Origin of the sequence: Salinactinospora qingdaonensis (assembly GCF_039539445.1) — a bacterium.
GTDB classification, from domain to species: Bacteria; Actinomycetota; Actinomycetes; order Streptosporangiales; family Streptosporangiaceae; genus Salinactinospora; species Salinactinospora qingdaonensis.
This window is the reverse complement of record NZ_BAABDD010000001.1, coordinates 1-20,453: the sequence shown is the minus strand read 5'-3', so window position 1 is coordinate 20,453 and position 20,453 is coordinate 1. Positions and strand designations below refer to the sequence as shown.

General features: G+C 68.7%; 17 protein-coding genes. 3 read left to right on the top strand and 14 right to left on the bottom strand.

Going from position 1 to position 20,453, the window contains the following annotated elements; all coding sequences use genetic code 11:
• Positions 1-12 precede the first annotated feature (12 nt).
• The 4 genes from ABD848_RS00080 to ABD848_RS00065 all read right to left on the bottom strand — a co-directional run bounded on the left by ABD848_RS00080 (position 13) and on the right by ABD848_RS00065 (position 3,763).
• Positions 13-855, bottom strand: coding sequence for a 3'(2'),5'-bisphosphate nucleotidase CysQ family protein (locus ABD848_RS00080; RefSeq protein ID WP_344966151.1), 843 nt, complete (start codon positions 853-855; stop codon positions 13-15).
• Positions 852-1,895, bottom strand: coding sequence for an ATP-grasp domain-containing protein (locus ABD848_RS00075; protein ID WP_344966150.1), 1,044 nt, complete (start codon positions 1,893-1,895; stop codon positions 852-854). Before ABD848_RS00075 ends, ABD848_RS00080 begins: the two co-directional genes overlap by 4 nt.
• A gap of 275 nt (positions 1,896-2,170) precedes the next feature.
• Positions 2,171-2,782 (bottom strand): HAD family hydrolase, encoded by a 612-nt coding sequence (locus ABD848_RS00070; protein ID WP_344966149.1) that lies wholly within the window; start codon positions 2,780-2,782, stop codon positions 2,171-2,173.
• A gap of 447 nt (positions 2,783-3,229) precedes the next feature.
• Complete coding sequence (locus ABD848_RS00065; RefSeq protein WP_344966148.1) at positions 3,230-3,763, bottom strand: YbhB/YbcL family Raf kinase inhibitor-like protein; 534 nt, start codon at positions 3,761-3,763, stop codon at positions 3,230-3,232.
• 292 nt (positions 3,764-4,055) lie between these two features.
• Here ABD848_RS00065 and ABD848_RS00060 point away from each other — a divergent pair, with 292 nt between their 5' ends.
• Both ABD848_RS00060 and ABD848_RS24945 read left to right on the top strand, forming a co-directional pair.
• The gene (locus ABD848_RS00060) at positions 4,056-4,247 is read left to right on the top strand and encodes a YciI family protein (protein WP_344966147.1); all 192 of its coding nucleotides are present in this window, start codon (positions 4,056-4,058) and stop codon (positions 4,245-4,247) included.
• Positions 4,244-4,684 (top strand): YciI family protein, encoded by a 441-nt coding sequence (locus tag ABD848_RS24945; RefSeq protein ID WP_425567371.1) that lies wholly within the window; start codon positions 4,244-4,246, stop codon positions 4,682-4,684. The genes ABD848_RS00060 and ABD848_RS24945 overlap by 4 nt, the downstream gene beginning before the upstream one ends.
• A gap of 417 nt (positions 4,685-5,101) precedes the next feature.
• Here ABD848_RS24945 and ABD848_RS00055 read toward each other — a convergent pair whose 3' ends face one another.
• Positions 5,102-5,860: an isocitrate lyase/PEP mutase family protein gene (locus ABD848_RS00055; protein ID WP_344966146.1), complete on the bottom strand. Its 759-nt coding sequence runs from the start codon at positions 5,858-5,860 to the stop codon at positions 5,102-5,104.
• A gap of 526 nt (positions 5,861-6,386) precedes the next feature.
• Here ABD848_RS00055 and ABD848_RS00050 point away from each other — a divergent pair.
• On the top strand, positions 6,387-7,334 hold the full coding sequence (locus ABD848_RS00050; protein WP_344966145.1) for a LuxR C-terminal-related transcriptional regulator: 948 nt from the start codon (positions 6,387-6,389) through the stop codon (positions 7,332-7,334).
• Positions 7,335-7,367: 33 nt separating this feature from the next.
• Here ABD848_RS00050 and ABD848_RS00045 read toward each other — a convergent pair whose 3' ends face one another.
• From ABD848_RS00045 to ABD848_RS00005, 9 genes are all read right to left on the bottom strand, one after another.
• Positions 7,368-8,375, bottom strand: coding sequence for a histidinol-phosphate transaminase (locus ABD848_RS00045; protein ID WP_344966144.1), 1,008 nt, complete (start codon positions 8,373-8,375; stop codon positions 7,368-7,370).
• A gap of 177 nt (positions 8,376-8,552) precedes the next feature.
• Complete coding sequence (locus tag ABD848_RS00040; RefSeq protein ID WP_344966143.1) at positions 8,553-9,728, bottom strand: ATP-grasp domain-containing protein; 1,176 nt, start codon at positions 9,726-9,728, stop codon at positions 8,553-8,555.
• Positions 9,725-10,996 (bottom strand): MFS transporter, encoded by a 1,272-nt coding sequence (locus tag ABD848_RS00035; protein WP_344966142.1) that lies wholly within the window; start codon positions 10,994-10,996, stop codon positions 9,725-9,727. Before ABD848_RS00035 ends, ABD848_RS00040 begins: the two co-directional genes overlap by 4 nt.
• The gene (locus ABD848_RS00030) at positions 10,993-13,629 is read right to left on the bottom strand and encodes an ATP-grasp domain-containing protein (protein ID WP_344966141.1); all 2,637 of its coding nucleotides are present in this window, start codon (positions 13,627-13,629) and stop codon (positions 10,993-10,995) included. Before ABD848_RS00030 ends, ABD848_RS00035 begins: the two co-directional genes overlap by 4 nt.
• A gap of 78 nt (positions 13,630-13,707) precedes the next feature.
• Positions 13,708-14,376: a mycothiol-dependent nitroreductase Rv2466c family protein gene (locus tag ABD848_RS00025; RefSeq protein ID WP_344966140.1), complete on the bottom strand. Its 669-nt coding sequence runs from the start codon at positions 14,374-14,376 to the stop codon at positions 13,708-13,710.
• 19 nt (positions 14,377-14,395) lie between these two features.
• Complete coding sequence (locus ABD848_RS00020) at positions 14,396-16,066, bottom strand: class I adenylate-forming enzyme family protein (RefSeq protein WP_344966139.1); 1,671 nt, start codon at positions 16,064-16,066, stop codon at positions 14,396-14,398.
• An 83-nt stretch (positions 16,067-16,149) separates the two neighbouring features.
• Positions 16,150-17,034: a prephenate dehydrogenase gene (locus tag ABD848_RS00015; protein WP_344966138.1), complete on the bottom strand. Its 885-nt coding sequence runs from the start codon at positions 17,032-17,034 to the stop codon at positions 16,150-16,152.
• Complete coding sequence (pabB, locus tag ABD848_RS00010; protein ID WP_344966137.1) at positions 17,031-19,184, bottom strand: aminodeoxychorismate synthase component I; 2,154 nt, start codon at positions 19,182-19,184, stop codon at positions 17,031-17,033. Before pabB ends, ABD848_RS00015 begins: the two co-directional genes overlap by 4 nt.
• The gene (locus ABD848_RS00005) at positions 19,181-19,483 is read right to left on the bottom strand and encodes a chorismate mutase (RefSeq protein WP_344966136.1); all 303 of its coding nucleotides are present in this window, start codon (positions 19,481-19,483) and stop codon (positions 19,181-19,183) included. The genes pabB and ABD848_RS00005 overlap by 4 nt, the downstream gene beginning before the upstream one ends.
• Positions 19,484-20,453 lie beyond the last annotated feature (970 nt).

The following is a 20,453-nucleotide window of genomic DNA, read 5'->3' as shown; positions in this document are numbered from 1 at the left end:
GGCGCGCGAGTGTCACCGTGCGGGGCTCGCGGCGGGCTCACCCCCGCTGTACCAAGCGGCAACGGCCGCGCATGTGGCCGCGTCCGCGGCGGCGATGAGGCCGGTGTGTGCGAAGTCACCGCGATAACTGAAGCGGGTGCCGTCCAGCCGTCGTAGCCACCCGCCCACCTCGGCCAGGATCAACCCCGGAGCCGCTACGTCCCAGTCGCGTACGGTGACATCCTTCACGAACAGGTGGGCCGCCCCTTCGGCGATCCGGCACAGTTTCAGCGCGATACTGCCGCACTCCAGGTAGCCGGTGTAGCCGAGGTAATCCCGCACCGCCCGGGCGATCCCCCGCGGTTCGGGAGTGTTGTCGGTGACGATCCCACCTTCTAGCGGGGCCGCCACAGCGGGCAGTGCCACTCCGTTGGCGGTGGCGCCGCCCCGGTGCATGGCCGCGTAGACGATGTCGAACTCCGGCGCGTAGATCGCGGCTACCACCGCAGTGTCGTCGACGATTAGCGCGGCTTGGGTGACATAGCCCGCGAACCCGTGGGCATAGCTGGCCGTGCCGTCGATCGGGTCGATCAGCCAGTAACCGGCCGGACGGGGGCCGTACAGCGACTCGGGATCTTCCTCGCTGATCACGGGCAGTCCCGGCGTGATCGCGTGCAATCGCAGGGTCAGCGCCTCATGGGCCATTCCATCGGCGTGGGCCTTGAACTGCTGTCCCTGCCACCCCCCGTCGGTGGCCGCTGGATCGGCGCGCCATTCGCGCAGCAGCGCCCCCACCTGCCGCACCGCCGTACTCAGCGGATCGATCAGATCGGCGGGTGGGGGCACAACGCTGTCATCAGTGCCGTAGTCGCTCATTCAGCAACGTCTGCCACAGGGCCGGCGTTGTCCGTGGGAGTTGTGTGGCTGGCCAGCAGACCGTGAGCAGCGAACCGCTCCTCGTCCAGGAACTCGTCGGCGCAGCGACGAACCATCGCCAGGCCGGTGCGCCACTCGTCTTGGAGCCGCGAGCCGCCCCGCAGTTCCTGGTCGAGGAGACCGGCGACCTCGTCGACCCCGGCCGCCGAGGTCAGTGCGGTCGTTGACGAGAAACGTGGGTTGATCTCGAAGATATAGGGCTCCCCGGCGTCGTCCAGCGCCAGTTGGACGTTGAACGGGCCGTCGGCGCGCAGCCGCTGCTGCACCTGGCGGCACATGCGCGTGATGCGTTCGTTGCGGCGGGTCACCGCGAACTGCGTGACTCCCCGTTTGAGGATGACCTCCTTCGGTACGACCGCCTGCACCACCCCGTCGCGCCAGACCACCACCGAGACCGTGAATTCGGTACCGGGAACCCTCGTTTGGCAGATCAACTCGTCGGCCGCGTAAGGGCTGTCCTTGAGCAACTGCCGCAACTCAGTGGGCGAGGTGCAGGTGGAGACCCCACGGCTGCCCCGGCCGCGCCGCGGCTTGACCACGAGGGGAAACTCCACATCGCCCGACCATTCCGTGGCCAGGCGTGTCCGCGGCACCGGTAGCCCCATCGCCTCCAGACGCCGCATCAACACGTACTTGTCCAGACACAGTGAGACGAACTCGCGGCGAGGCAGCAGGACGACGACCCCGGCATCCTCCAGTTCCGTGGCGGCGACGAGTTCCTCGTCGACCAGTGGGACGAGCGCTTGTGCCTCCTCTTTGACGCAAATGGCACGGATATCGGCGAGGAAGTCGTCGGTATCGCCGGGCGCCACGATGTAGCTGCGATCGGCTAGGTACAGCCCGGGCGCAGTGGCGTCGATATCGGTGGCGACGACGCGATAGCCGTTGCGGCGCAGCCGCAGGATCGTTCCTGCCGTTGGGGCCGAGCCGGCGGTGGTCACTACGATGGTCTGCGGCTCGAAGGGTTGCTCAGCGGACACCGATCATCCTTTCCACTCGATGTGAACGTTTGGATCGGGATCGGTACGGGGCGCAAACAGGCCCGGATCAAGATCGGCGATCTTGTGTACGAGAGTAGGCCGACAATCGCCGCCATCGTCTCTTTTGACCACTTCCGGTTGTTATGTCAACCGATTGGCTCTTATGCGCGTGCTGTTGCCCCTGTAGCCGGTTTGATCATACCCCGGCCCGCCCCCAATACCCCCTTCGTACCGCCGCTGCTCAGCTCGTTTTCACAGGAAACGCCGGTTCACCGTCAACCGAGGCGGTCACTCAGAAACGACTCCAGCTCCGCTGCGTCCGTGTAGTGGTGGGCGTCGATGCCCAGTTCCTTGGCGGTCACGATGTTGTCCTCCCGGTCGTCGACGAAGATCGTCTCGCTGGGAGAGCTCGCCAGTTCGCTAAGCACATGGCGGTAGATCGCGGGATCGGGCTTGGACAGCCCGATGTCGCAGCTAAAGAACAGCGCGCTGAAGGGACGCACTATGGGGGAACGGCGCAGTGCACCAGCGATGTCGGCGGGCGCGTTCGACAGCAGCGCCAGCTCGACACCGCGCGTGGCAAGCCGGTCGATGAGGGCCACACTCGTCGGGGCGACATGGAGCCAGGAGGCCACGTCGGCAGCCCAGATCTCCTGGAGTTGGGTGGTGCTCCACGTGGTCTGGCACCGCTGGGCCACACGTCGCCAGTACTCCGGTGCGGCCAGGCCGCGGTCGTAGTCGCCTCGTTCTGCCCAGTAGGCCGGCCACAAGACCTCGGCCGGCACGCCACTGATGCGTTCTATCGCCGCGCGAGCAGTGGAATCCGGCGCGAGCGAGATGACCTCGCCATAGTCGAAGATCACCGTCGCCTGGCGGTCAACCCCCATAGGAAGAACCCCTTAAAAACTTTTTACCTGACTTCCCGGAGGATGCTCCGGCCTTCAGGCCGGGAGGAATCCGGGGCGGCGTTCCTGCGTTTTTCGCGTTGTGCTCACTCACAGTCTCTTGGTGCATACTGTGTTGTGTGCGCACAGCGTACAAGGTTCGGGTCTCCTTGGGCTCCGAGCGGGCGACCCAGTGGGGCCCACGTTCGGGGTGTGCGGCTGGTGGAGTCGCAGCCCGCCATGCGAGCGAGGCCTGTGGAGCCGATGTCAGACGGCACGGGCCCCGTCCGCAATCGGCGACGAAGCAGGAAACCCACCTCGCGAGGGGCAGACCCCCTCCCAGTAAGGGAGCGGAGGAAGTCAAATGTTTTTCGCGTCCACTCTAGGTTCGCTCGCACATGCGGCAGGAGCCGCCCTCACCCGTGAAGACGGCTCCTGCGCAGTGATGCCCTACAGCTCGTAGACGGGCGTGACCATCGCTCGCCCAAGCGTGTGGAAGAACAGGTTGAACCCGAGGAAGGCAGGGGAGGCGCTGTCGTCGATGCCCAGGGACGGCACGTCCACCGCGTGCACGACGAAGAAGTAACGGTGCGGCCCGTGCCCCTCCGGCGGGGCCGCCCCGATGTAGCGCTTACTTCCGGCGTCGTTGCGGATCGTCACAGCCCCGGCCGGCAGCCCCGACCCGCTCTCGTCACCGGCGCCGGAAGCGAGTTCGGTGACGTCGGCCGGGATGTCGAAAACCCCCCAGTGCCAAAAGCCGCTCGCCGTGGGCGCGTCGGGGTCAAAGCAGGTGACCGCGAAACTCTGCGTGCCCGCTGGGAAGCCACTCCAGCTCAGGTGCGGCGAGACGTCCTCGCCTCCCGCTCCCAGGATTCCGCTGACCTGGGCCTTGGGCAGGGTCTGCCCGTCGGTGACGTCGTCGCTGACCACGGTGAAGCTCGCGACCTCGGGCAGGAAGTCGTACGGAGATGGCGGCTGAGCCACGGGTACCTCCTGTTAGCGGTGCCAATGTGTTCGCTCCCGGTCTACCGCACCCCGCCGCCGCGATTCTCCAGCCTCGCCGGCGTTTCCGCTTCCTCGGTCCCAGTCGCGCCCCGCTGCGCGGCGGTTGCCCGACGGTAGCCCCACCGAGTTCGCCGTTGCGCCGGCAATTCGGTCCGAAAAAGTTGGCGTCGAGACGTCGATCCGGCTGTTAGCCGTTCGACGTGGAGGCAGCGAGGAGGTATCGCCTGGCGCTGCCGTTGCCCTACAGCACACGCAGGAAAGGACAACGACGATGCGGTTCATGGCGTTGATGAAAGCCGACGAGAACAGCGAGGCCGGCGTGATGCCCAGTGAAGAGATCATCACCGCGATGACCAGCTACAACGAGGAGCTGGTCAAGGCCGGTGTGCTTCTGGCCGGCGAAGGGCTCCACCCAGTTCCAAGGGGGCTCGGGCCAAGTTCTCCGGCAAGCAGCGCACCGTGATCGACGGCGTCTTCACCGAGGCCAAGGAGTTGATCGCCGGGTGCTGGCTGCTCCAGGCCGCCTCGTGGGACGAGGTGTTGGAGTGGATCAAGTGCTGCCCCGCCGAGGGCGCCGAGATCGAGGGTCGGCAGGTGTTCGAAGCGGAGGGTTTCGGAGCGGAGTTCACCCCCGAGCTAAGGGAGCCGGGAAGACCGCGTCGCTGGCCTCCAATGAACGGGAACGTACCCTGCTGCGCGAGCGCGCTGCCGCCTGCGTGCGCGGGGCGAGTGCTTCGTGATCGCTTCCCCTCCGAAACACGTTCAGTCCATCACCCAAAGTGTCCGGTGTGCGAGACCGTGCCGTTGACTGTCGGTGCAGGAGCGTTTCCCCGCAGTTCTGCATTGCCAACGCCGATCGTTTGTTCGGCGGTTCCTTTGGGGAGCTCACAGCCGCCCTAAGGCCACTGTGATGTGCAGTGAGTCTTGTAGCGTATGCCATGGGTGATCGGTTTCGCTTCGTCATCACAGCCAAACACATGGCATCAACAGGGGGTACGGACAAAAAAATCAATGCATTTTTATTTTGTGATCATGCCAGCGCAAAACATGTGATGACTCGGGTGGAAGTATCGAGCATGCGTTAGAGAATTCTTATTCCTCTGCCGTCTCCGGTTGCCGTCCTTTGCGTTTTCCGTGTCATTGGATTGGCTGCGGATTTTAGGCAGCCGCCATCGCCTTAGCGTTATCAAAAAATGTGTGGACTCGCCAAGGCGATAGCGGCAGGGGCGTGCGCGTGGCGGGAACTATAGGGGAGGGGCGTCATTTTGCCGCCGGCGGAGCGCCCTCGCACCGCGCTGCCGTAGGCCGGTCTCGCCCCTAGCCGGGCAGACCCGAGCCGGCCGCGGTGGCGATCTGATGGGCCAGCTTCCGTGTAGGGGCGGTAGCGCGCTTGTACAGCAGTTCACCGTAGGTCACGCGGGTCGCCCCCAGCTCGCCCAGTCGGCTCGGCGTCGGGCCTTCGGGCAGGTAGAGGGCGTTGAGCGCCACGTCGACCGCCTGCGCGATCTCTGGCAGCGACTCCGGCGGCGCCAGGATCGGGTAGACGCAGTCCACTCCGGCGCGGGCGTAGTGGCGGCCCCGCTCAGCGGCCGAGGCCGGGGTGCGGTCCCCGAAGAGGAAGCTGTCGATGCGGGCATTGATCACCAGCTCGCTCCCGGACGCCGCGCGTACCTCGGCCAGTCGATCCCCCTGCTCGGCGGGCTCGCGGAGCTCTCGCGGACGCGGACCGGGCACCGAGTCCTCCAGGTTGCACCCGGCCGCTCCGGCTTCCAGCAGCCGCTCGGCGATCTCCTTGGGGGCCAGCCGGTATCCGGCCTCGATATCGGCGGTGACGGGGATATCGACGGCGCGGACGATCCGGGCGATGGCGGCGAACATCTCGTCGGCCGGAGTGTGCTCGCCGTCGGCATAGCCCAATGTGGCGGCGACCGCTCCGCTGGAGGTCGCCAGGGCGGGAAAGCCCGCGTCGGCGAAGACCCGGGCACTGTCGGCGTCCCAGATGTTGGGCAAGACCAGCGGGTCGCCTGAGGGTCGGCCATGGTGCAGGGCGCGCAGGGTGGCGCAACGTGTGGTCACCGGCGACTGTCCTTCCGTTGCTGTGGCAGTGCGGGGGCGGTTTCCGATCGGCGGTCGCGTCACCGTTGCTCGGTGGCCGCAGCCGCGGGGTGCCCGTTCTAGGCGTGGCCGCGCCGGCGGTTGAGCGCCTCGGCAGCCGGCACGGCCGGCCCAAGCTTACGGTTACTCGACCGGGGTGCGGTTCCAGCCCACGTCTCGGTAGCCGCTTTTGTTGCCCTCGGCGCAGCTCAATGCTGCGGTATGGCGGTTCGGGCGGGCACGGGTGTGTCGGGCCCGCGCCCCGCCACTCGTTCCTTTATTCATGAGTTTTCACTCTCTGCGACATTCCTGGTGAGATCAGTTAACTGTCGGGTGAGTAAAGGGTTTATGGCCTTGTCCCTGGCTGGCGTGAATTTTCTACAAAGGCAGGAACGGGAAATTTTGCCACTTTTCCCCCGGGGAGTACTCTGCCCGTTTGGGGGATGCCGATAAAGCTTTTCGATGGTTCAGGTAAGCGCACTGCTACGAAGCGAGGGGTAACTAAACAATGACCGTCAACCACGGCGAGGCGGGCATGCCCGGATCTGGTGCGGCCGTCGTGCATCAACCATTTACGTTGCAGGAGCTGTCCCGCTCGGCCCCGTTGCACTCCCCAGAGACCCGTGACCTACTCCAGAACATGGCCTCCAGGCTCGAAGCGCTCTCGCGGCGCGTTGACGAGCACCTGACCTGTGACGCGGCGCCCGCCGAGCTCAGCGAGAGTCGTGCTCCGGGGGGCGCCGCCGGTATCCGCTACCTACATGGATTGACCGCCACCAATGAGGCCATCGCCAGCGAACTCGACAGGGCCAGAGAGGAGATCCTCACCGCCCAGCCCGACGGCCCACGCCCCAAAGCCGTGCTTGAACAGGCACTGGCCTCGGTGCAGGACAAGCTCGCTCACGGTGTCAGAATGCGCACGCTTTATCAACACACCACGAGGTTCCATGAACCCACCAAACAGTATGTAAGAAGTGTGGCACGTTATGGAGTCGAGATACGCACCCTCGACGAGTTCTTCAACCGACTCATCATCGTCGATCGCTGCGTTGCCTTCGTTCCAGCCAACGCCGACAAAACATCGGCGGTGCGGGTGTCAGACGCCGCCCTGGTCAGGTTCTTGACCGACATCTTCGAGCGGGCATGGGATCGTGCCGAGACCTACCCCTTCGTGCCCACCCGTGCCGCCAACGCCGCCTCGCAGGTCATCCCCTCCATCCGTGATTCCATCCGCCGCTTGCTCGTGCAGGGACGCTCAGATAGGCAGATCGCCCGCCGGATGGGGATCAGCCAGCGTTCGCTGCAAAGCCATGTGGCCTGCCTCAAGGAGGAGTTCGGCGCTCAGCACCGTCTCCAGTTGGGCTACCTGATCGGGCTCAGCGAGGCCGGCGCCACACCCGCCAACCAGTCCTCCACCCCCAGCGAACCCCAGGCTGACCTGGACAGCCCGGCCTGACTGGCCGCGTCGGCGGCGGTAGTTCGGTTAGCCCTACACCGTGGAACCAAAATCCGCCGCCGCGCGTAGCAGCGCGTCGTTGGCCGGAGGGTCACCGACCGTGATCCGCACTCCCTCGCCGTCGAAGGCGCGCACCGCCACACCGGCTTCCCGGCAGGCTTGGGCGAACGCCCGACTCCGTTCGCCCAAGCGCAGCCAGTAGAAGTTCGCCTCAGCCGGCGGCACCGTCCACCCCATGGCCCGCAGTTCCCCGACGACCCGGTCCCGCTCCTTGGCCAAGCGGGCGACCCGTTCGCGCAGCTCGGGCTCGGCGCGCAGCGACGCCAACGCTGCCTGCTGAGCCAGATCGGTCACGCCGAAGGCGATCGCGCAGTCGCGCACCGCCGTCGCCAGTGGCTCCCGGGCTACGGCGTAGCCCACCCGGAGCCCCGCCAGCCCGTAGGCCTTGGAGAACGTGCGCAGCACCACCACGTTGGGGCGGTCCAGGTGAAGGGCGAGGCCGTCGGGTACGTCGTCGTCGGAGACGAATTCCCGGTAGGCCTCGTCGAGGACCACCGGCACCTGCGGCGGTATCCGGTCCAGGAACCGCTCCAGTGCGGCACGGCGCACCACGGTGCTGGTGGGGTTGTTCGGGTTGCACACGATCACCAGCCGAGTGCGTTCCCCCACGGCAGCCGCCATCGCGTCGAGGTCGTGCGTCTCCTCGTGCAGCGGGACCGGGACCGACTGCGCGCCGTTGACCCGGACCAGGTGAGGATAGGCCTCGAACGACTGCCAGGCGTAGACGACCTCGTCGCCGCGGTCGGCGGTGGCCTGCACCAGTTGCTGGGTCAGTGCCACGGAGCCCACGCCCACCGCGACGTGTTCAAAGGGCACCCCCAACCGCTGGGCCAGCGCCGCCCGCAGGTCGTCGCAGAACCAGTCCGGGTAGCGGTTCACCCGCTGCGCGGCCTCGCCGCGCAGCGTCTCCACCACCGAGGGAAGCGGCGGGTAGGGGTTCTCGTTGGCCGCCAGCCGGTAGGGCGGTTGAGTGCTCGTCATCGTCGGCACCTTTCTCCTGTCCAGTTCAGCGCTACTAGGTTCTGTTTTTTGGACGGGCGGCGAGGGCCGGCGGTGGGCGCAAGCGGGTGAGCGCCTCCGCTGTCACCCCGGAGGCTGCCGAGGTCGCAGCGATCGAAGAACACTCTCACAGCCCCCACCTCCAGCCGTTCGCAAAACCTAGAGCTGCTCGACGGTCACACGCAGCCGCTGCCGGACGAACGCCACCGCCTCTTCGCGTTCCTCGGCCGAAGCCGCGTTGACCAGCACATGTCCGAGTCGTTCGTCTGAGGAGGTCAGTGCACCGGCGACGTGCCCGGGGCCGTAGCGCAGTCGGATACGCGCCACATCGGGGTGGGCGGCGACCTCCTCCTCACCCGAGATCTGCGTGACCCTTCCGGGATCGCAGGTGAGGAACACGGTGGCCGCATACGACCGGGGACGGTGCGCCATCTCCGGTACCGGCATCCCCAGCGCCAGCCGCACGACGGCCTCGTACAGGTCGGTCCCGTAGGCCAGGTTGACGGCGTCGACGAGGTAGTCGCCAGGGGTGCGCACCGCCACCTCCATCAGCACCGGCCCCTGCGGCCCCACCCGGAATTCCAGGTGCATCAGGCCGGTGCGCATCCCGATTGCCCGCAGCACTGACCGGGTCAGGTGGTTGACCTGCTCGGCCAGAGGCGACTCGAAGGCGTGGCCGGTGCGGTGGCACAGCTCCACGAAGTAGGGCGGCGGCGTGGTCTCCTTGGCGGTGATGTTCTCGAACAGCACCTCGCCGTCGCCGACCAGCGCCTCCCAGCTATATTCCGGCCCCTGCACCGCCGTCTCGACCAGCAGCTTGCCCTCGCCGCCGCGGCGGGCCACGACCTCGTCCACCGCGTCCTTGTCGGCGATCAACTCGACGCCGTGACTGCCCGAGCCGTCCAGCGGCTTGACGACCACCGGTAGCCGCTCCAGCAGCCACGGCCGGGCCTGCTCCAGCTCCTCGGTGACCAGGTACTCCGGCTGGGCGACCCCGCAGGCTCCGAACTGGGAGCGCTGCATCGCCTTGTTGCGTGAGATGGTTGCGGCGTGCAGCGACGGCCCGGGCAGCTCCAGCCGCTCCTGAGCCAGCGCAGCCGCGACCACGTGGGGTTCGGCGAAGGCGACGATCCCGCCGGGCGGGCCCGCGGCCAGCGCCCGCGTCACCCCGCCCACCCACGACTCCTCCACACTGTTGTCGACCGGATGGTGCTCGACCCCGTCGCGTTCGGGGTCGCTGACATCGACGGCTCGCACCCGCAGCCCCAGCCGCGCGGCGGCGTCGAGGTAGGGCCGGCCCATCACGCCGACCCCGACAAGCAGCAGATCCTTCAAGACGACACTTCCTCCGATGAGTCCGGTGCGGGCGACTCCTCCGCTTTCCCCCGCGTCGAGAGCTGCATGCGCGCCACCGGGGTGACCAGCGCCGCCACGAGGACGAAACCCACGGCCAGCACCACCCAGCCGGCCGAGCCGGCCGCGATCACCGCGCTGGTGAGCAACACCGGTCCCACGATGCGCTGGCCGGTGTTGCCCAGGCTGAACACCGACAGGTAGACGGCCCTGCGCTCCGCGGGAGCCAAGGTGTAGGACAGTTCCCACGCGCCCACGGCGTGCCACAGCTCTCCCAGTGTCAGCAGCACGCACCCGACGACGAGCACCCCGCCCGCCACGAGCGTGGGCATCGGGGCGGCAGCAACGGCCAGCGCTATCGCGCAGCCGGCCAACGCGACGCCGCTCAGCCGCAGCGCGCGTTGCGCGCGCCCGGCCTGCTCCACCCCGCGCGACAGCGGTACCTGTAGCAGGACCGCCAGGACGGTGTTGACCAGCACCAGCAGCGACACGAAGCTGGGAGACAGGTCGGTGGCCTGCAACGCCCACAGCGGGAGTCCCACGGTCAGGATCGTCTGGTGCAGGTCCAACGCTCCGCCCAGTCCGCCCAGCAGCGCATAGCGCCAGTCCCGGAAGCCCTTGACGGCTTGCAGCGGCCCCATCTTGCGCTCCACGGTGCTGGGTTGGACCAGCGTGAGCCGAACCAACAGCAGCGCCGACACCAGGAAGGCTACGGCGGTGCCCAAGATGAGCCCCCGGTAGGCCCATGGGCTGTCCGCGGCCAGCAGCGGCGCCGCGGCCAGCGCCCCCAGCGAGAAGCCGATGTTGCGCACCGTGCGCAGGATCGCCATCGTGCGGGTGCGGTCAGCGGGGGCAGCGGTGGCGGCTGCCACCGCGTGCGTCATCGGCATGGTCGCGGCCTCGGCCACAGCCAGGCAGCAGGCCACCACCACGAAACTCGCCATCCCCGTCGTGAAGGCCAGGGCCACGAACCACACGCCCCGCCACAGCAGCAGCCCCACCAGGGTGGGTTTGGCGCCGTACCGGTCGCCGATCCCCCCGATGGGCACGGTGGCCAGGAACCCCACCGCACTGGCCACGGCCAGGCCCAGCCCGACCTGACCGGAGCTGAGCCCGACTTGGCGCACGAAGAAGATCGTGGAGCCGGTCAGGAACAGCCCCGTGCCGATGGCGTTCAGCAGCGAGATCAGTACGAAGGTACGGCCGGCCGCGGTGGCGGGCACGTAGTCCCGTACCGAGATCCCCTTCACCGCTCACCCCCGCTGTCGTGCTCGCGGGTGGTCACGGTGATGGCGGTGGCGGCCCGGTCAGCGTTGCGCGCCGCCTCCTCGGCGTCGGCACCGGCGGCGATCACGAATCCGGCGCGCTCCCAACTGCTGGTGGCGGCGTGGACCTCACCACCGGGCTCGACGTTGAGATGCACCTCGTGCACGCCGTCACGGTCGCGCGCCGTATCGGCACCTTCCACCGCTGTCACAGTGCCCGGAGTGGCGATGAGGAAGCGGACGGCGGCGCCGCGCACCGCCTCGGCGCGCACGTCCGGCGCCCGACCTTCCAGCACCCCCAACAGTTGGTGCAAGACGTCGGTGTCGTAGGCGAGGTCGACCAGCACGGTGATCCCGTCCCCAGGCAGCCGCCCCGCGCACTCCACCAACTGCGGGCGGCCCTCGTCCAGCATCCATTCGGCGTGCAACACCCCGTAGTCGAAACCGGTGGCCGCCACCAGGGTGGCCATCGCCTCGCGCAGCGCCGCGGCCGTGCCCTCGTCCACGTCGGCCGGCAGCGCGTGGCCGGTCTCCACTGGGTGGCGTGACTCCAGCACGCTCTTGGCGGTGATGGTGCTGAACGCGACGGCGCCGTTGTGAACCAGCGCCTCAACGCTGACCTCGCGGCCCGCCATCCGTTGCTCCACCAGCACCCGCTCGGTGGTGGCGTAACGGGCACGGAGCCAGGGCTCGTCGGCCGCAGTGGTGACCTGCCATGCCTGCGTGGTGTCGTCGTCGGCCGTCAAGAGTTGCACGCCCAGGCTGGCTTGGCGGTTGGTCGGCTTGAGTACGCACGCGCCGCCGTGGCGGGAGCGAAACCGCGCCACATCCTCGGGGCCGTGCGCCACCGTCCACTGCGGCTGGGCGATGTCGGTGTGGTCGATGGTCTCGCGCAGCAGTGCCTTGTCGCGCAAGATCCGGGCCGCCTTCGGCCCGGCGCCGGGCAGCCCCCACGCTTCGGCCAGCGTGGCCGCGGTTACGACGCCGTACTCCACGACCGGCACCACGACCCGCGCCTGGGGCGGGCGGGGGACCGTATCGGTGATCCGCTCCGGGTGTTTTTCGTCCTGGCTGGGCCCGGGAAGCAGCGCGGCGACACAGGCGTGGCGCTGGGCCAGGTCAGCGAGGCCCCGCGCCTCGATCACGTCGGGCTCCTCCACGACCAGCACCGCACCCTCGGGCAGGTGGGAGTCGAGCTTGCCCAACATCACCGGGCTGTAGCCCACCAGAACGTGGGTGACGCTTTCCAGGGGGGGGTCGGTGGGAGCGGGGTCGGTGTGCACGGCCACGGCCTCCCGGACCCGCCGCTCCAGCGCGTCCACCTGCGCAACAGTGGGGGCGTCGATGAACACCGAGGCCACGCGGTCGTCGGAGGAGCGCAGCGCCCCCAGTTCCGTACCGTGCTCCCGGTGCACCAGCACGGCCCGCAGGCTAGCGGGGTCCTCCGGGGCGGCGGGGCCGATGCGGGGCCACAGGTCGCCCGAGCCGACCCACTGGGGTTGCACGCCTTCCCAGTCCACGGTGACGTCGCGCAGCAGCCCCGGCTGGTGCTCCAGGTAGATCTGGCGTGCCTGCCGCGAGAAGCGCGGCGCCGCCACCGGCTCTCCCAGGGCCACCCGGATGATTTCGGGCTCCAGCGAACGCCCCGTCGCCAGCCGGAACAACTCGCAGATCCCGTCGCCCGGCGGTCGGGCGGCCACCTCCATGAGCACGGGGCGGCCCTCGGGGTCGATGCGCCACTCCGCGTGGCTGACACCGTCCTCGAAGGCCAGCGCCCGCAGCATCCGCCGGTTCGCGTCGAGCAGCGTGGCGTCCAGCGCCGTGTGGTCGTTGGGCACGGTGTGTGACAGTTCCACGAAGGTCGTGGCGGTCCCGGTGTCGGTGGTCTCCTTACGGGTGACTGAGGCGAAGACCACTTCGCCGCCCTGAACCAGGCTTTCCACCGAGAACTCCTGGCCGCGGACCCTCTCCTCGACCAGCACTGTCTCGTGGTCGGGGTACTCGGCCAGCCGTGCCCGCAACTCGTCGGCGTCGTTCACCGTCTGCACGCCCGAACTGGAGTGGCCCCCGGAGGGTTTGATCACGGCCGGCAGGCCGGCGTGGGTCAGGTCGACCCGCTCGCGTTCACCGGGCGGGATGACCAGCGCGGCCGGGCTGAATTCGGGCAGATACCAGCGCTGTAGGTACTTGCTGCGGCAGGCGCGGGTGGCTCGCAGGCCCGGCGATGGCAGGCCGAGGCCGTCGGCGAGCAGCCCGGTGGGCTCGACTTGGGTCTCCCCGACCGCGCAGGCGCCGACGATGCGGTACCGCTCCCGCCACCGGCGCGCGGCGGCGACCGCGTCGGCCACGTAAGAGCTCTCGCGCCCGGCCTCGCCTTCGACGAAGGCGACCTCGTGCACGGCCGCCGCCGGGTGTTCGGTGTCGTGCATGGCCGTCAACGCCGCGTCCCGCCAACGGGAAGGGGTGATGAGCAGGACCCGCAGGCCCCGTCGGGTCAGCTCTTCCAGGTAGAGCGGCGCTCGGGCCACGGCCAGGAACGAGCCGCTGAGAATGAAGGCATCCGGACGCGAGGACGGTGCCCCGGAGGGAGCGTCCTGCCTACCGGCGAGCTGTGGCATGTTCGTTTCCTCACAAAGAGCAGGGGTGGAGCGCCACCCGGCAGGGGGCAGCGCTCCACCGGTGGCCATGACGGGGGCTCAGTCGAACCTCAGCTTCCCGGTCCGGGCACGCTTCATCTCGAAGAAGTCCGGGTAGCCGGCGAGGGCCCGGGCACCGTCGAAGATGCGGACCGCTTCCTCGCCGCGGGGGATCGAGTTCAGCACCGGCCCGAAGAACGCCACCCCGTCGATGTGGACGGCGGGGGTTCCCAGGTCCTCACCGACCGGGGCCAGTCCCTCGTGATGGCTTTTGCGCAGGGCCTCGTCGTAGTCCTCGCTCTCGCCCGCCGCCAGCAGCGCCGCGGGCAGCCCTGTCTCGGCCAGCGCGTCGCGCGCGACGGCGTGGAAATCTTTCTCGCCGCCGTTGTGGATGCGGGTGCCCATAGCCGTGTAGAGGCCGTCCAGCACCTCCTCGCCGTGCTGCTGCGCGGCAGCGGTGGCGATGCGCACCAGCGCCAGTGACTTGTCGACGAGCTCGCGGTACCAGTCCGGCAGCTCGCGCTCCTCGTTGAGCACGTAGAGGCTCATCACGCGGAAGTGCAGCTCCAGTTCCCGGTACCGGCTCACCTCCAGCATCCAGCGGGAGGTGATCCAGGCGAACGGGCAGGCGGGATCGAAGTAGAAGTCGACTCGGGGCAACGGGGTCCCCTCCCGGCCGGTGTCCCGACGGTCGTCGACGGTGGCGCCAGGGGAGTCGTGGGGGGTCATGGAAGTGCCTCCGTGGGGCTCAGAATGTGACTGCCAGCGACTTACCGTCACCATTGTGGAGGTAGGAATCCACAGCGTCGTACTTCTCCCGAAGCTGACGCTTGAGGACTTTTCCGGTCACGCCGACCGGGAAGTCCGCCTCGGTGTGGGCGATCTCCAGCAGTGCCAGCCGGGGCTGGTTCGCCCCCTGGAGGACCTCGTTGGCTTTGGCGAGCAGCTTCTCCGGCTCCGCGCGAGCGTCGCCGGTGGTCACCACCGCCACCGGAACCTGCTGTCCCTGCCGGTGGCCGGCGACCACGGCGGCGTCGACGATCTCGGGGACCTCGTTGAGCAGCAGCTCCTCCATCAGCACCGAGTACCCGGGACCTTCGGCGGTCTCGAGGGTGTCGACGGCACGGTCCACCAGATAGTGGTCGTCGTTGTCGTCTCGGTAGGCCATGTCACCGGTGAGCCAGTAGCCGGCCAGCCGGTGCCGGTAGGTCAGGTCGGAGGCGTTCCAGTAGCCGGCCGTGATCGCGGGGCCCCTCGCACCCAGCAGACCGACCTCGCCCGGCTGAGTGGGTGTGCCGTCCTTGCGTAGCACGGCGACGTCGGCGACCCCCACCGGCTTGCCGGCGCAACGGTCGTTGCGCTCGGTCTCCAAAGTGCGGATCTTCAGCAGCACCCCCCAGCCCAGCTCGGTGGTGCCGAGCCGGTCGAAGAACGCCGCCGGCGCCCGCTGCGGGTCGCGTTGGGAGAGGATTCGGGTCATGTGGGACTGGTGCACGGCGTCGCCGATGGAGACCCACACGTCCACCGAGTCCAGCGTTCCCGGCTCCAGGTCCAGCGCCGCCAATTCGGCATAGCCGTGCGCGAACGACATCACCGAGGTCGGCCGGTGCCGCCGCACGGCCTCGGCCAGCTCGGCGCCGGGGCAGTCCCGCAACGCCACGATGGGGGTTCCGCCCAGCACGGCGTAGACGGTGTAGGCGATGCAGCCCAGGTGCGACTGCGGCAGCGCCGTCATCATCAGCGCGCCCGGGCTCTCCTTGTGATCCACCAGCCGAAACGCCGGGCCGGAGACGATCGAGCGGTGGGTGTGGATGGTCGGCTTGGGGCGGCCGGTGGTCCCCGAGGAGTGCAGGATGACCACCGGGTCCTCCGCGACGTGGCCGAAGCGGGCGCTGTCGGGCAGTTGCGCCGGAGCGGGAGCGGGAAGCTCCTCTTCCGTCTGGACCCAGCTCAGCTCCTCGGGAGTGCCCGCCCCCTCCCGCAGGATCGCCGCGCGGGCCCGGTCGGTGTACAGCCCCACCGGCCCGGTCTGTTCGATCAGCGAGCGCGCGATGGCTTCCGGCGCCTTGCTGTTGATCAGCACCGCGATGGCGCCGATCTGGGCCAGCGCGTAGAAGTGCAGCGAGTAGGCGAAGGAGTCTTCCAGCCACACCGCGACGCGGTCGCGCGGAGCCACGCCCTGCTCCAGGTACCAGGCCGACCAGCTTTGGGTTAGCTGATCCAGTTGCAGCAGGCTGAAGTCGTGCTTGCGCTCGCCGTCGGTTGTGGTCAGCGGACGGGCACTGTGGATGAAGGGGGTGGCGGGAGCGGGGTTGGTAGCGATAGCCGAGGCCAGCAGGTTGCCACCCCCCACTGTGGTGTCCTCCGACATTTTCTCGCGCTGCCCTGGCGAGAGGACAGTTGCCGCGAACTCGGACATGAATCCACCTTCCTTAGGAGAATGGATCGACAGGGATTCGGGGCGGTCGCAGGGGTGATCGGCTCGACCGCGCCCGAGGGGGGTTAGATCAGGGCGAACAGCCGCGCGCAGCGTTCGCCGTGGGCGGGCAGGTCATCGCCGAGGAAGGACCGCACAGCGGCTAAGGCGTTGGTGAAGTCGGCTTCGCCGCCGTCTTGCACGGCTGTGTCGATCCGGCGCGCGCCCTCGGCCAGCGCCTCGCGCGCCCGTGCTGCCTCCGGGTTGGCCGACTGCACGTCCCAGTACACTTCCGGAGCCCCGGAGACGATCCGAGCCAGCAGCGCCAGCAGAGTGGCGTGCGGGGGCGGGGCGACCGCGCGCAGCTCCTCGGCATCGACGCCCAACTCGGTCAGAGCGGTGCCAAACGCCAGCACCGTCGCGTGCGTCAACGCTTGGGTTGCGCTGCTCAGCCGGTCGTGCTGCTCGGCGCTCATCCGCACCACGCCTCCGCCCCACGACTCGATCAGCCCCAGCATCTCCTGGGACCGTGGCCCTTCCCGTAGGGCCACTGCCGCCACCGGCCGGTTCTCGAACCCCAGCGCCGGGGCGAACATCGGGTTCACACTCACCACCTCGACGTCCTTCGCGCCGGGGGCGGCCGACTCCACGGCGGCGGCGATGGGTTGCTTCACCGAGAGCGTGTCCACCAGTAGCGAGCCGGCGGGCAGCGCGGCCAACAGCCCGGGAACCGCGGCTATGGCCACCGGCTCCGGCACCGCCAGCACCACCAGATCGGCCTGACCGAGCTCGGCTGCCATGGCGGGGTCGATGGCGGTGACGTCACCGTGCTCCTGGGGCACGCCCGTACCCGCGGACCGCTCCTGGGCAGCCCGGTCGAAGACGCGGACCCGCGCTCCCGTGTTGTGGAGCCGCTCGGCGAACAGTTTGCCCACAGCGCCGCCGCCGATCACCACGCAGCGCCCGATCATGTCGAGCCCCCCGCCGGTGTCAGTCGGGACGCCGCGCTCCCCGACGGCGAGGGCGCCTCTCCGGACGTCACCTCGGGGCGAGCCGGCGTCGGTGGGGTAGCGGTGGCCAGCACGGCCGAGACCATGGCCCGCGACTTCACCGTGGTCTCCTCGAACTCCTCTTCAGGGTCCGAGAGCGCGACGATGGCGCCCCCCACCCCGAAGCTGACCCGGTCACCGTGAGCCACCAGGGTTCGGATGACGATGCTCAGGTCCATGGCCCCGCTCAGCGAGAACCACCCCAAAGCACCGGAGTACACTCCGCGCGGTCCCTCTTCGAGTTGGTCGATGATCTCCATAGTGCGGATCTTGGGCGCCCCGGTCATCGACCCGCCGGGGAAGGCGGCCCGCACGCACCCCACCGCCGACTCCTCCGCGCGCAGCGTGCCGCGGATCGTCGACACTAACTGGTGCACCGTCGCGTAGGTCTCCACGTGGAACAGTCGCGGCACGTGCACCGACCCGACCTCCCCCACCCGGTTGAGGTCGTTGCGCAGCAGGTCCACGATCATCAGGTTCTCGGAGCGGTCCTTCTCCCGAGTGAGCAGATCCTGGCGCAGCTCCTCGTCCTCTTCGGGGGTGGCGCCGCGGGGGCGCGTCCCCTTGATGGGTTTGGACTCGAACACCCGGTCGGTCCCCATGGTGAGGAAGCGCTCGGGGGAGGCGCTGAGCACGGCGACCTCGGGAAAGTCCAGCAGCGCCCCGTAGGGGACGGGGCTGATGCGTCGCAGCAGCGCGTAGGTGTCCAGCGCCACGATAGGGGTTCGTACCGTGACCGCGTTGGTCAGGCAGATCTCGTAGCTCTCCCCTTGGCGGATCAGCTCCAGACTCTCGGCGATGCGGTTGAGGTAGCCCTGCCGGTCATGGCGCAGCTCGACGAGTTCTGCGCTGGCGGGATCGGTCATCCCTGTGCCGGTGAAGGTCGTGTGCTCCGGCGGCGCCGGCGTCGGTTCGGTCACGTGTGCCAGCCGCGCCCTGGCCTGCTCCAGCCAGGCCAGCGGCTCGGTCGCGTCGCCGCGCGACAGTGTCAGCAGGTAGCAGGTGCCCTCGACGTGGTCGACGGCCAGCATCCGGTCGGTGAACAGCAGCGCCGCGTCGGGGGTCTCGGCCTTGTGCACGGCCTGACCGCCGCTTTCGGCCTTGAGCTCATAGCCCAGATAGCCCACATAGCCCAGATTGAAGTCGAACGGTAGCCCTTCGGGTTTGGGGACCGCGCGCTGCTGGAGTTGATCCTCCAGGTAGCTGAAGAACCCCTGCTCGACTCGCTCCTCTGCGGGCTCCTGCTCAACAGCCTCACCGGCGGTCTCGTCGCGGCCGGGCCGATGCACGGTGACCACGCCCTCTGGCACCCGGTAGGTGACGTACTCGCCCAGCGGACCGCAGCCACCCATGAACGAGAAGCGGGAGAACCCCTCGATCACGCTGCTGCTGTCCAGCCAGAAACTGTGCTGCTGTCCGGCGAACAGTGCGCGGTAGGCCGCCTCGGTGTCGGGGCAGTCGGCCAGTTTTCGCACGTGCACCCGGTAAGGCGAGCGCCGCTGTTGGAGCGCCAGATCACGGAAATTGGCCACCAGATCGTGACCGTAGGTGCTGCTGATCGACTCCGGATGGAACTGCACACCCCAGATGGGCTCGCTCCGGTGGCGCACCCCCATCACGACCCCGTCGTCGGTCCAGGCGATCGCCTCTAGCTCCTCGGGCAGGTCGGCCGCTGCCAACGAGTGGTAGCGCACCGTGTCGAACGGGGAGGGCAGGCCGGCGAAGATGTCGACACCGCTGTGATGCACCGCCGAGACCCGGCCGTGCATCGGCTCGGGAGCGGAGACGATCCCGCCGCCGAAGAGATGGCACACCCCTTGATGGCCCAGGCAGACCCCCAGTACCGGAAGCCCGCTCTCGACGATGACACGCGAGCTCACCCCGAAGTCGCGTTGCCGCTCCGGTCGACCAGGGCCAGGAGAGATCACCACGGCGTCGAACTCGCTGAGCCGCAGTTCCCGCCAGTCGGCGTCGTTGCGTACCACGACCGGCGGCTGCTCGGTCACCTCGCTGATGAGTTGGTAGAGGTTGTAGGTGAAGGAGTCATAGTTGTCGATGAGCAGAGATCTCACTCTGATCTCCCGATCACGACGTCCTCCACTCGGCAGGTCTCGCTGATGACGAGATCGTAGAGCTGCCGCAGGAAGTCGGTGTTGATCCCGTGCCGTTGCCCGTACTCGGCGGCCCGCTGCTGCGCGACGCCGATCCGGTGGGGCTGCATCATCGGTATGTTGTTCTCGCGCTTGTGATGGGCGATCTCCACCCCGCATTCGATGCGTTCGCGCAGGGTGTCGAGCAGACGCTCGTCGATCTGGCTCATCCTCTCGCGCAGCTTTTCAAGATCGCTGACGGCCACCGGCTCTTCGGCCATGGAACGGTTCCTCCTCGAACTCTTCTGGCGTGGCTGACTCTGCCGTGCCAGGTGGGCTCCGTCAGCCCCTCCGAATGGTTCGGGTCGGCGTAGTGCCAAGAACGGAAGGGAGCGGCGGGCGGCTCGTGCCCGGCGCGGGTGGACCGCCGCGCCCAGTGGCACTGCCGCCAGCGCCGCACATCCGCGCCGACCCGAGGCCGCTGCCAGCGGCCATACGGAAAGCCGGGCCGGCAGGGCGGCACCGATGCGGCCATGGGCGACGCTGGCGCCGCACCGCCCGTGACCACCGTGCCGGCGGCCCGCTCACGGCCCGATGGGGGGCGGCCCCGGAGCATCGACAGTCTCCGGTCCCCGTACTCGCGGATGGGCGCTTGGGCGCCGTGCCGGTGTCGCTGGTCCAGAGCGGCGAAGTAGCCGGCGGCGATGCGCCGCGCGGTCCCCACGGTGTCGCTTGGGTCGATCGTGGCCGGTGTCGTCTCGCTGCGGGGCTCGGACTTGTGGTGAGACGATCAGCCTTCGTTACCGCCGAACCCGACGTGCCCCCTAGAGAAACACCCGGCTGTGACGTCGGTCGGGTCTATGTCTCGTGGATGTGGGGATGGCTGTTGCTGGTGAGGGCGTGGGGGCCTGCGGCTTGTGCCTCGATTGTTGCGCGGTCTCGACGGTCCAAGGGGGCGGCATCTAGGGCGGGCGCCATCCCCACCCTGTGCCACGAGGTGGCGGTTTCGCGAACAGGCACGCGAGCCTGGCCTTGTGTTTGGATGGCCAGGGCCCTAGGTGTCGGGGAGACAAGGGGGCTCCGTCGTCGCTTTCCGGCCTCTAGCGGCCTCCCGCACCCCCGGGGGGGTGCTTCTATGGGTTTGTCAAGCCGCGAGAGCGGTGGGTGGTTGGTAGAACGTGCCGTCACGCAGCATCGCGAACAACACGTCGCAGCGTCTGCGTGCCAGGCAGAGTAGGGCCTGGTTGTGGC

Excerpts from the sequence above, each read along its gene's own strand:
- ABD848_RS00080 (WP_344966151.1), bottom strand. The coding sequence starts at position 855 with ATGAGCGACTACGGCACTGATGACAGCGTTGTGCCCCCACCCGCCGAT.
- ABD848_RS00070 (WP_344966149.1), bottom strand. The coding sequence starts at position 2,782 with ATGGGGGTTGACCGCCAGGCGACGGTGATCTTCGACTATGGCGAGGTC.
- ABD848_RS00060 (WP_344966147.1), top strand. The coding sequence starts at position 4,056 with ATGCGGTTCATGGCGTTGATGAAAGCCGACGAGAACAGCGAGGCCGGC.
- ABD848_RS00050 (WP_344966145.1), top strand. The coding sequence starts at position 6,387 with ATGACCGTCAACCACGGCGAGGCGGGCATGCCCGGATCTGGTGCGGCC.
- ABD848_RS00045 (WP_344966144.1), bottom strand. The coding sequence starts at position 8,375 with ATGACGAGCACTCAACCGCCCTACCGGCTGGCGGCCAACGAGAACCCC.
- ABD848_RS00030 (WP_344966141.1), bottom strand. The coding sequence starts at position 13,629 with ATGCCACAGCTCGCCGGTAGGCAGGACGCTCCCTCCGGGGCACCGTCC.
- ABD848_RS00025 (WP_344966140.1), bottom strand. The coding sequence starts at position 14,376 with ATGACCCCCCACGACTCCCCTGGCGCCACCGTCGACGACCGTCGGGAC.
- ABD848_RS00020 (WP_344966139.1), bottom strand. The coding sequence starts at position 16,066 with ATGTCCGAGTTCGCGGCAACTGTCCTCTCGCCAGGGCAGCGCGAGAAA.
- ABD848_RS00015 (WP_344966138.1), bottom strand. The coding sequence starts at position 17,034 with ATGATCGGGCGCTGCGTGGTGATCGGCGGCGGCGCTGTGGGCAAACTG.
- ABD848_RS00005 (WP_344966136.1), bottom strand. The coding sequence starts at position 19,483 with ATGGCCGAAGAGCCGGTGGCCGTCAGCGATCTTGAAAAGCTGCGCGAG.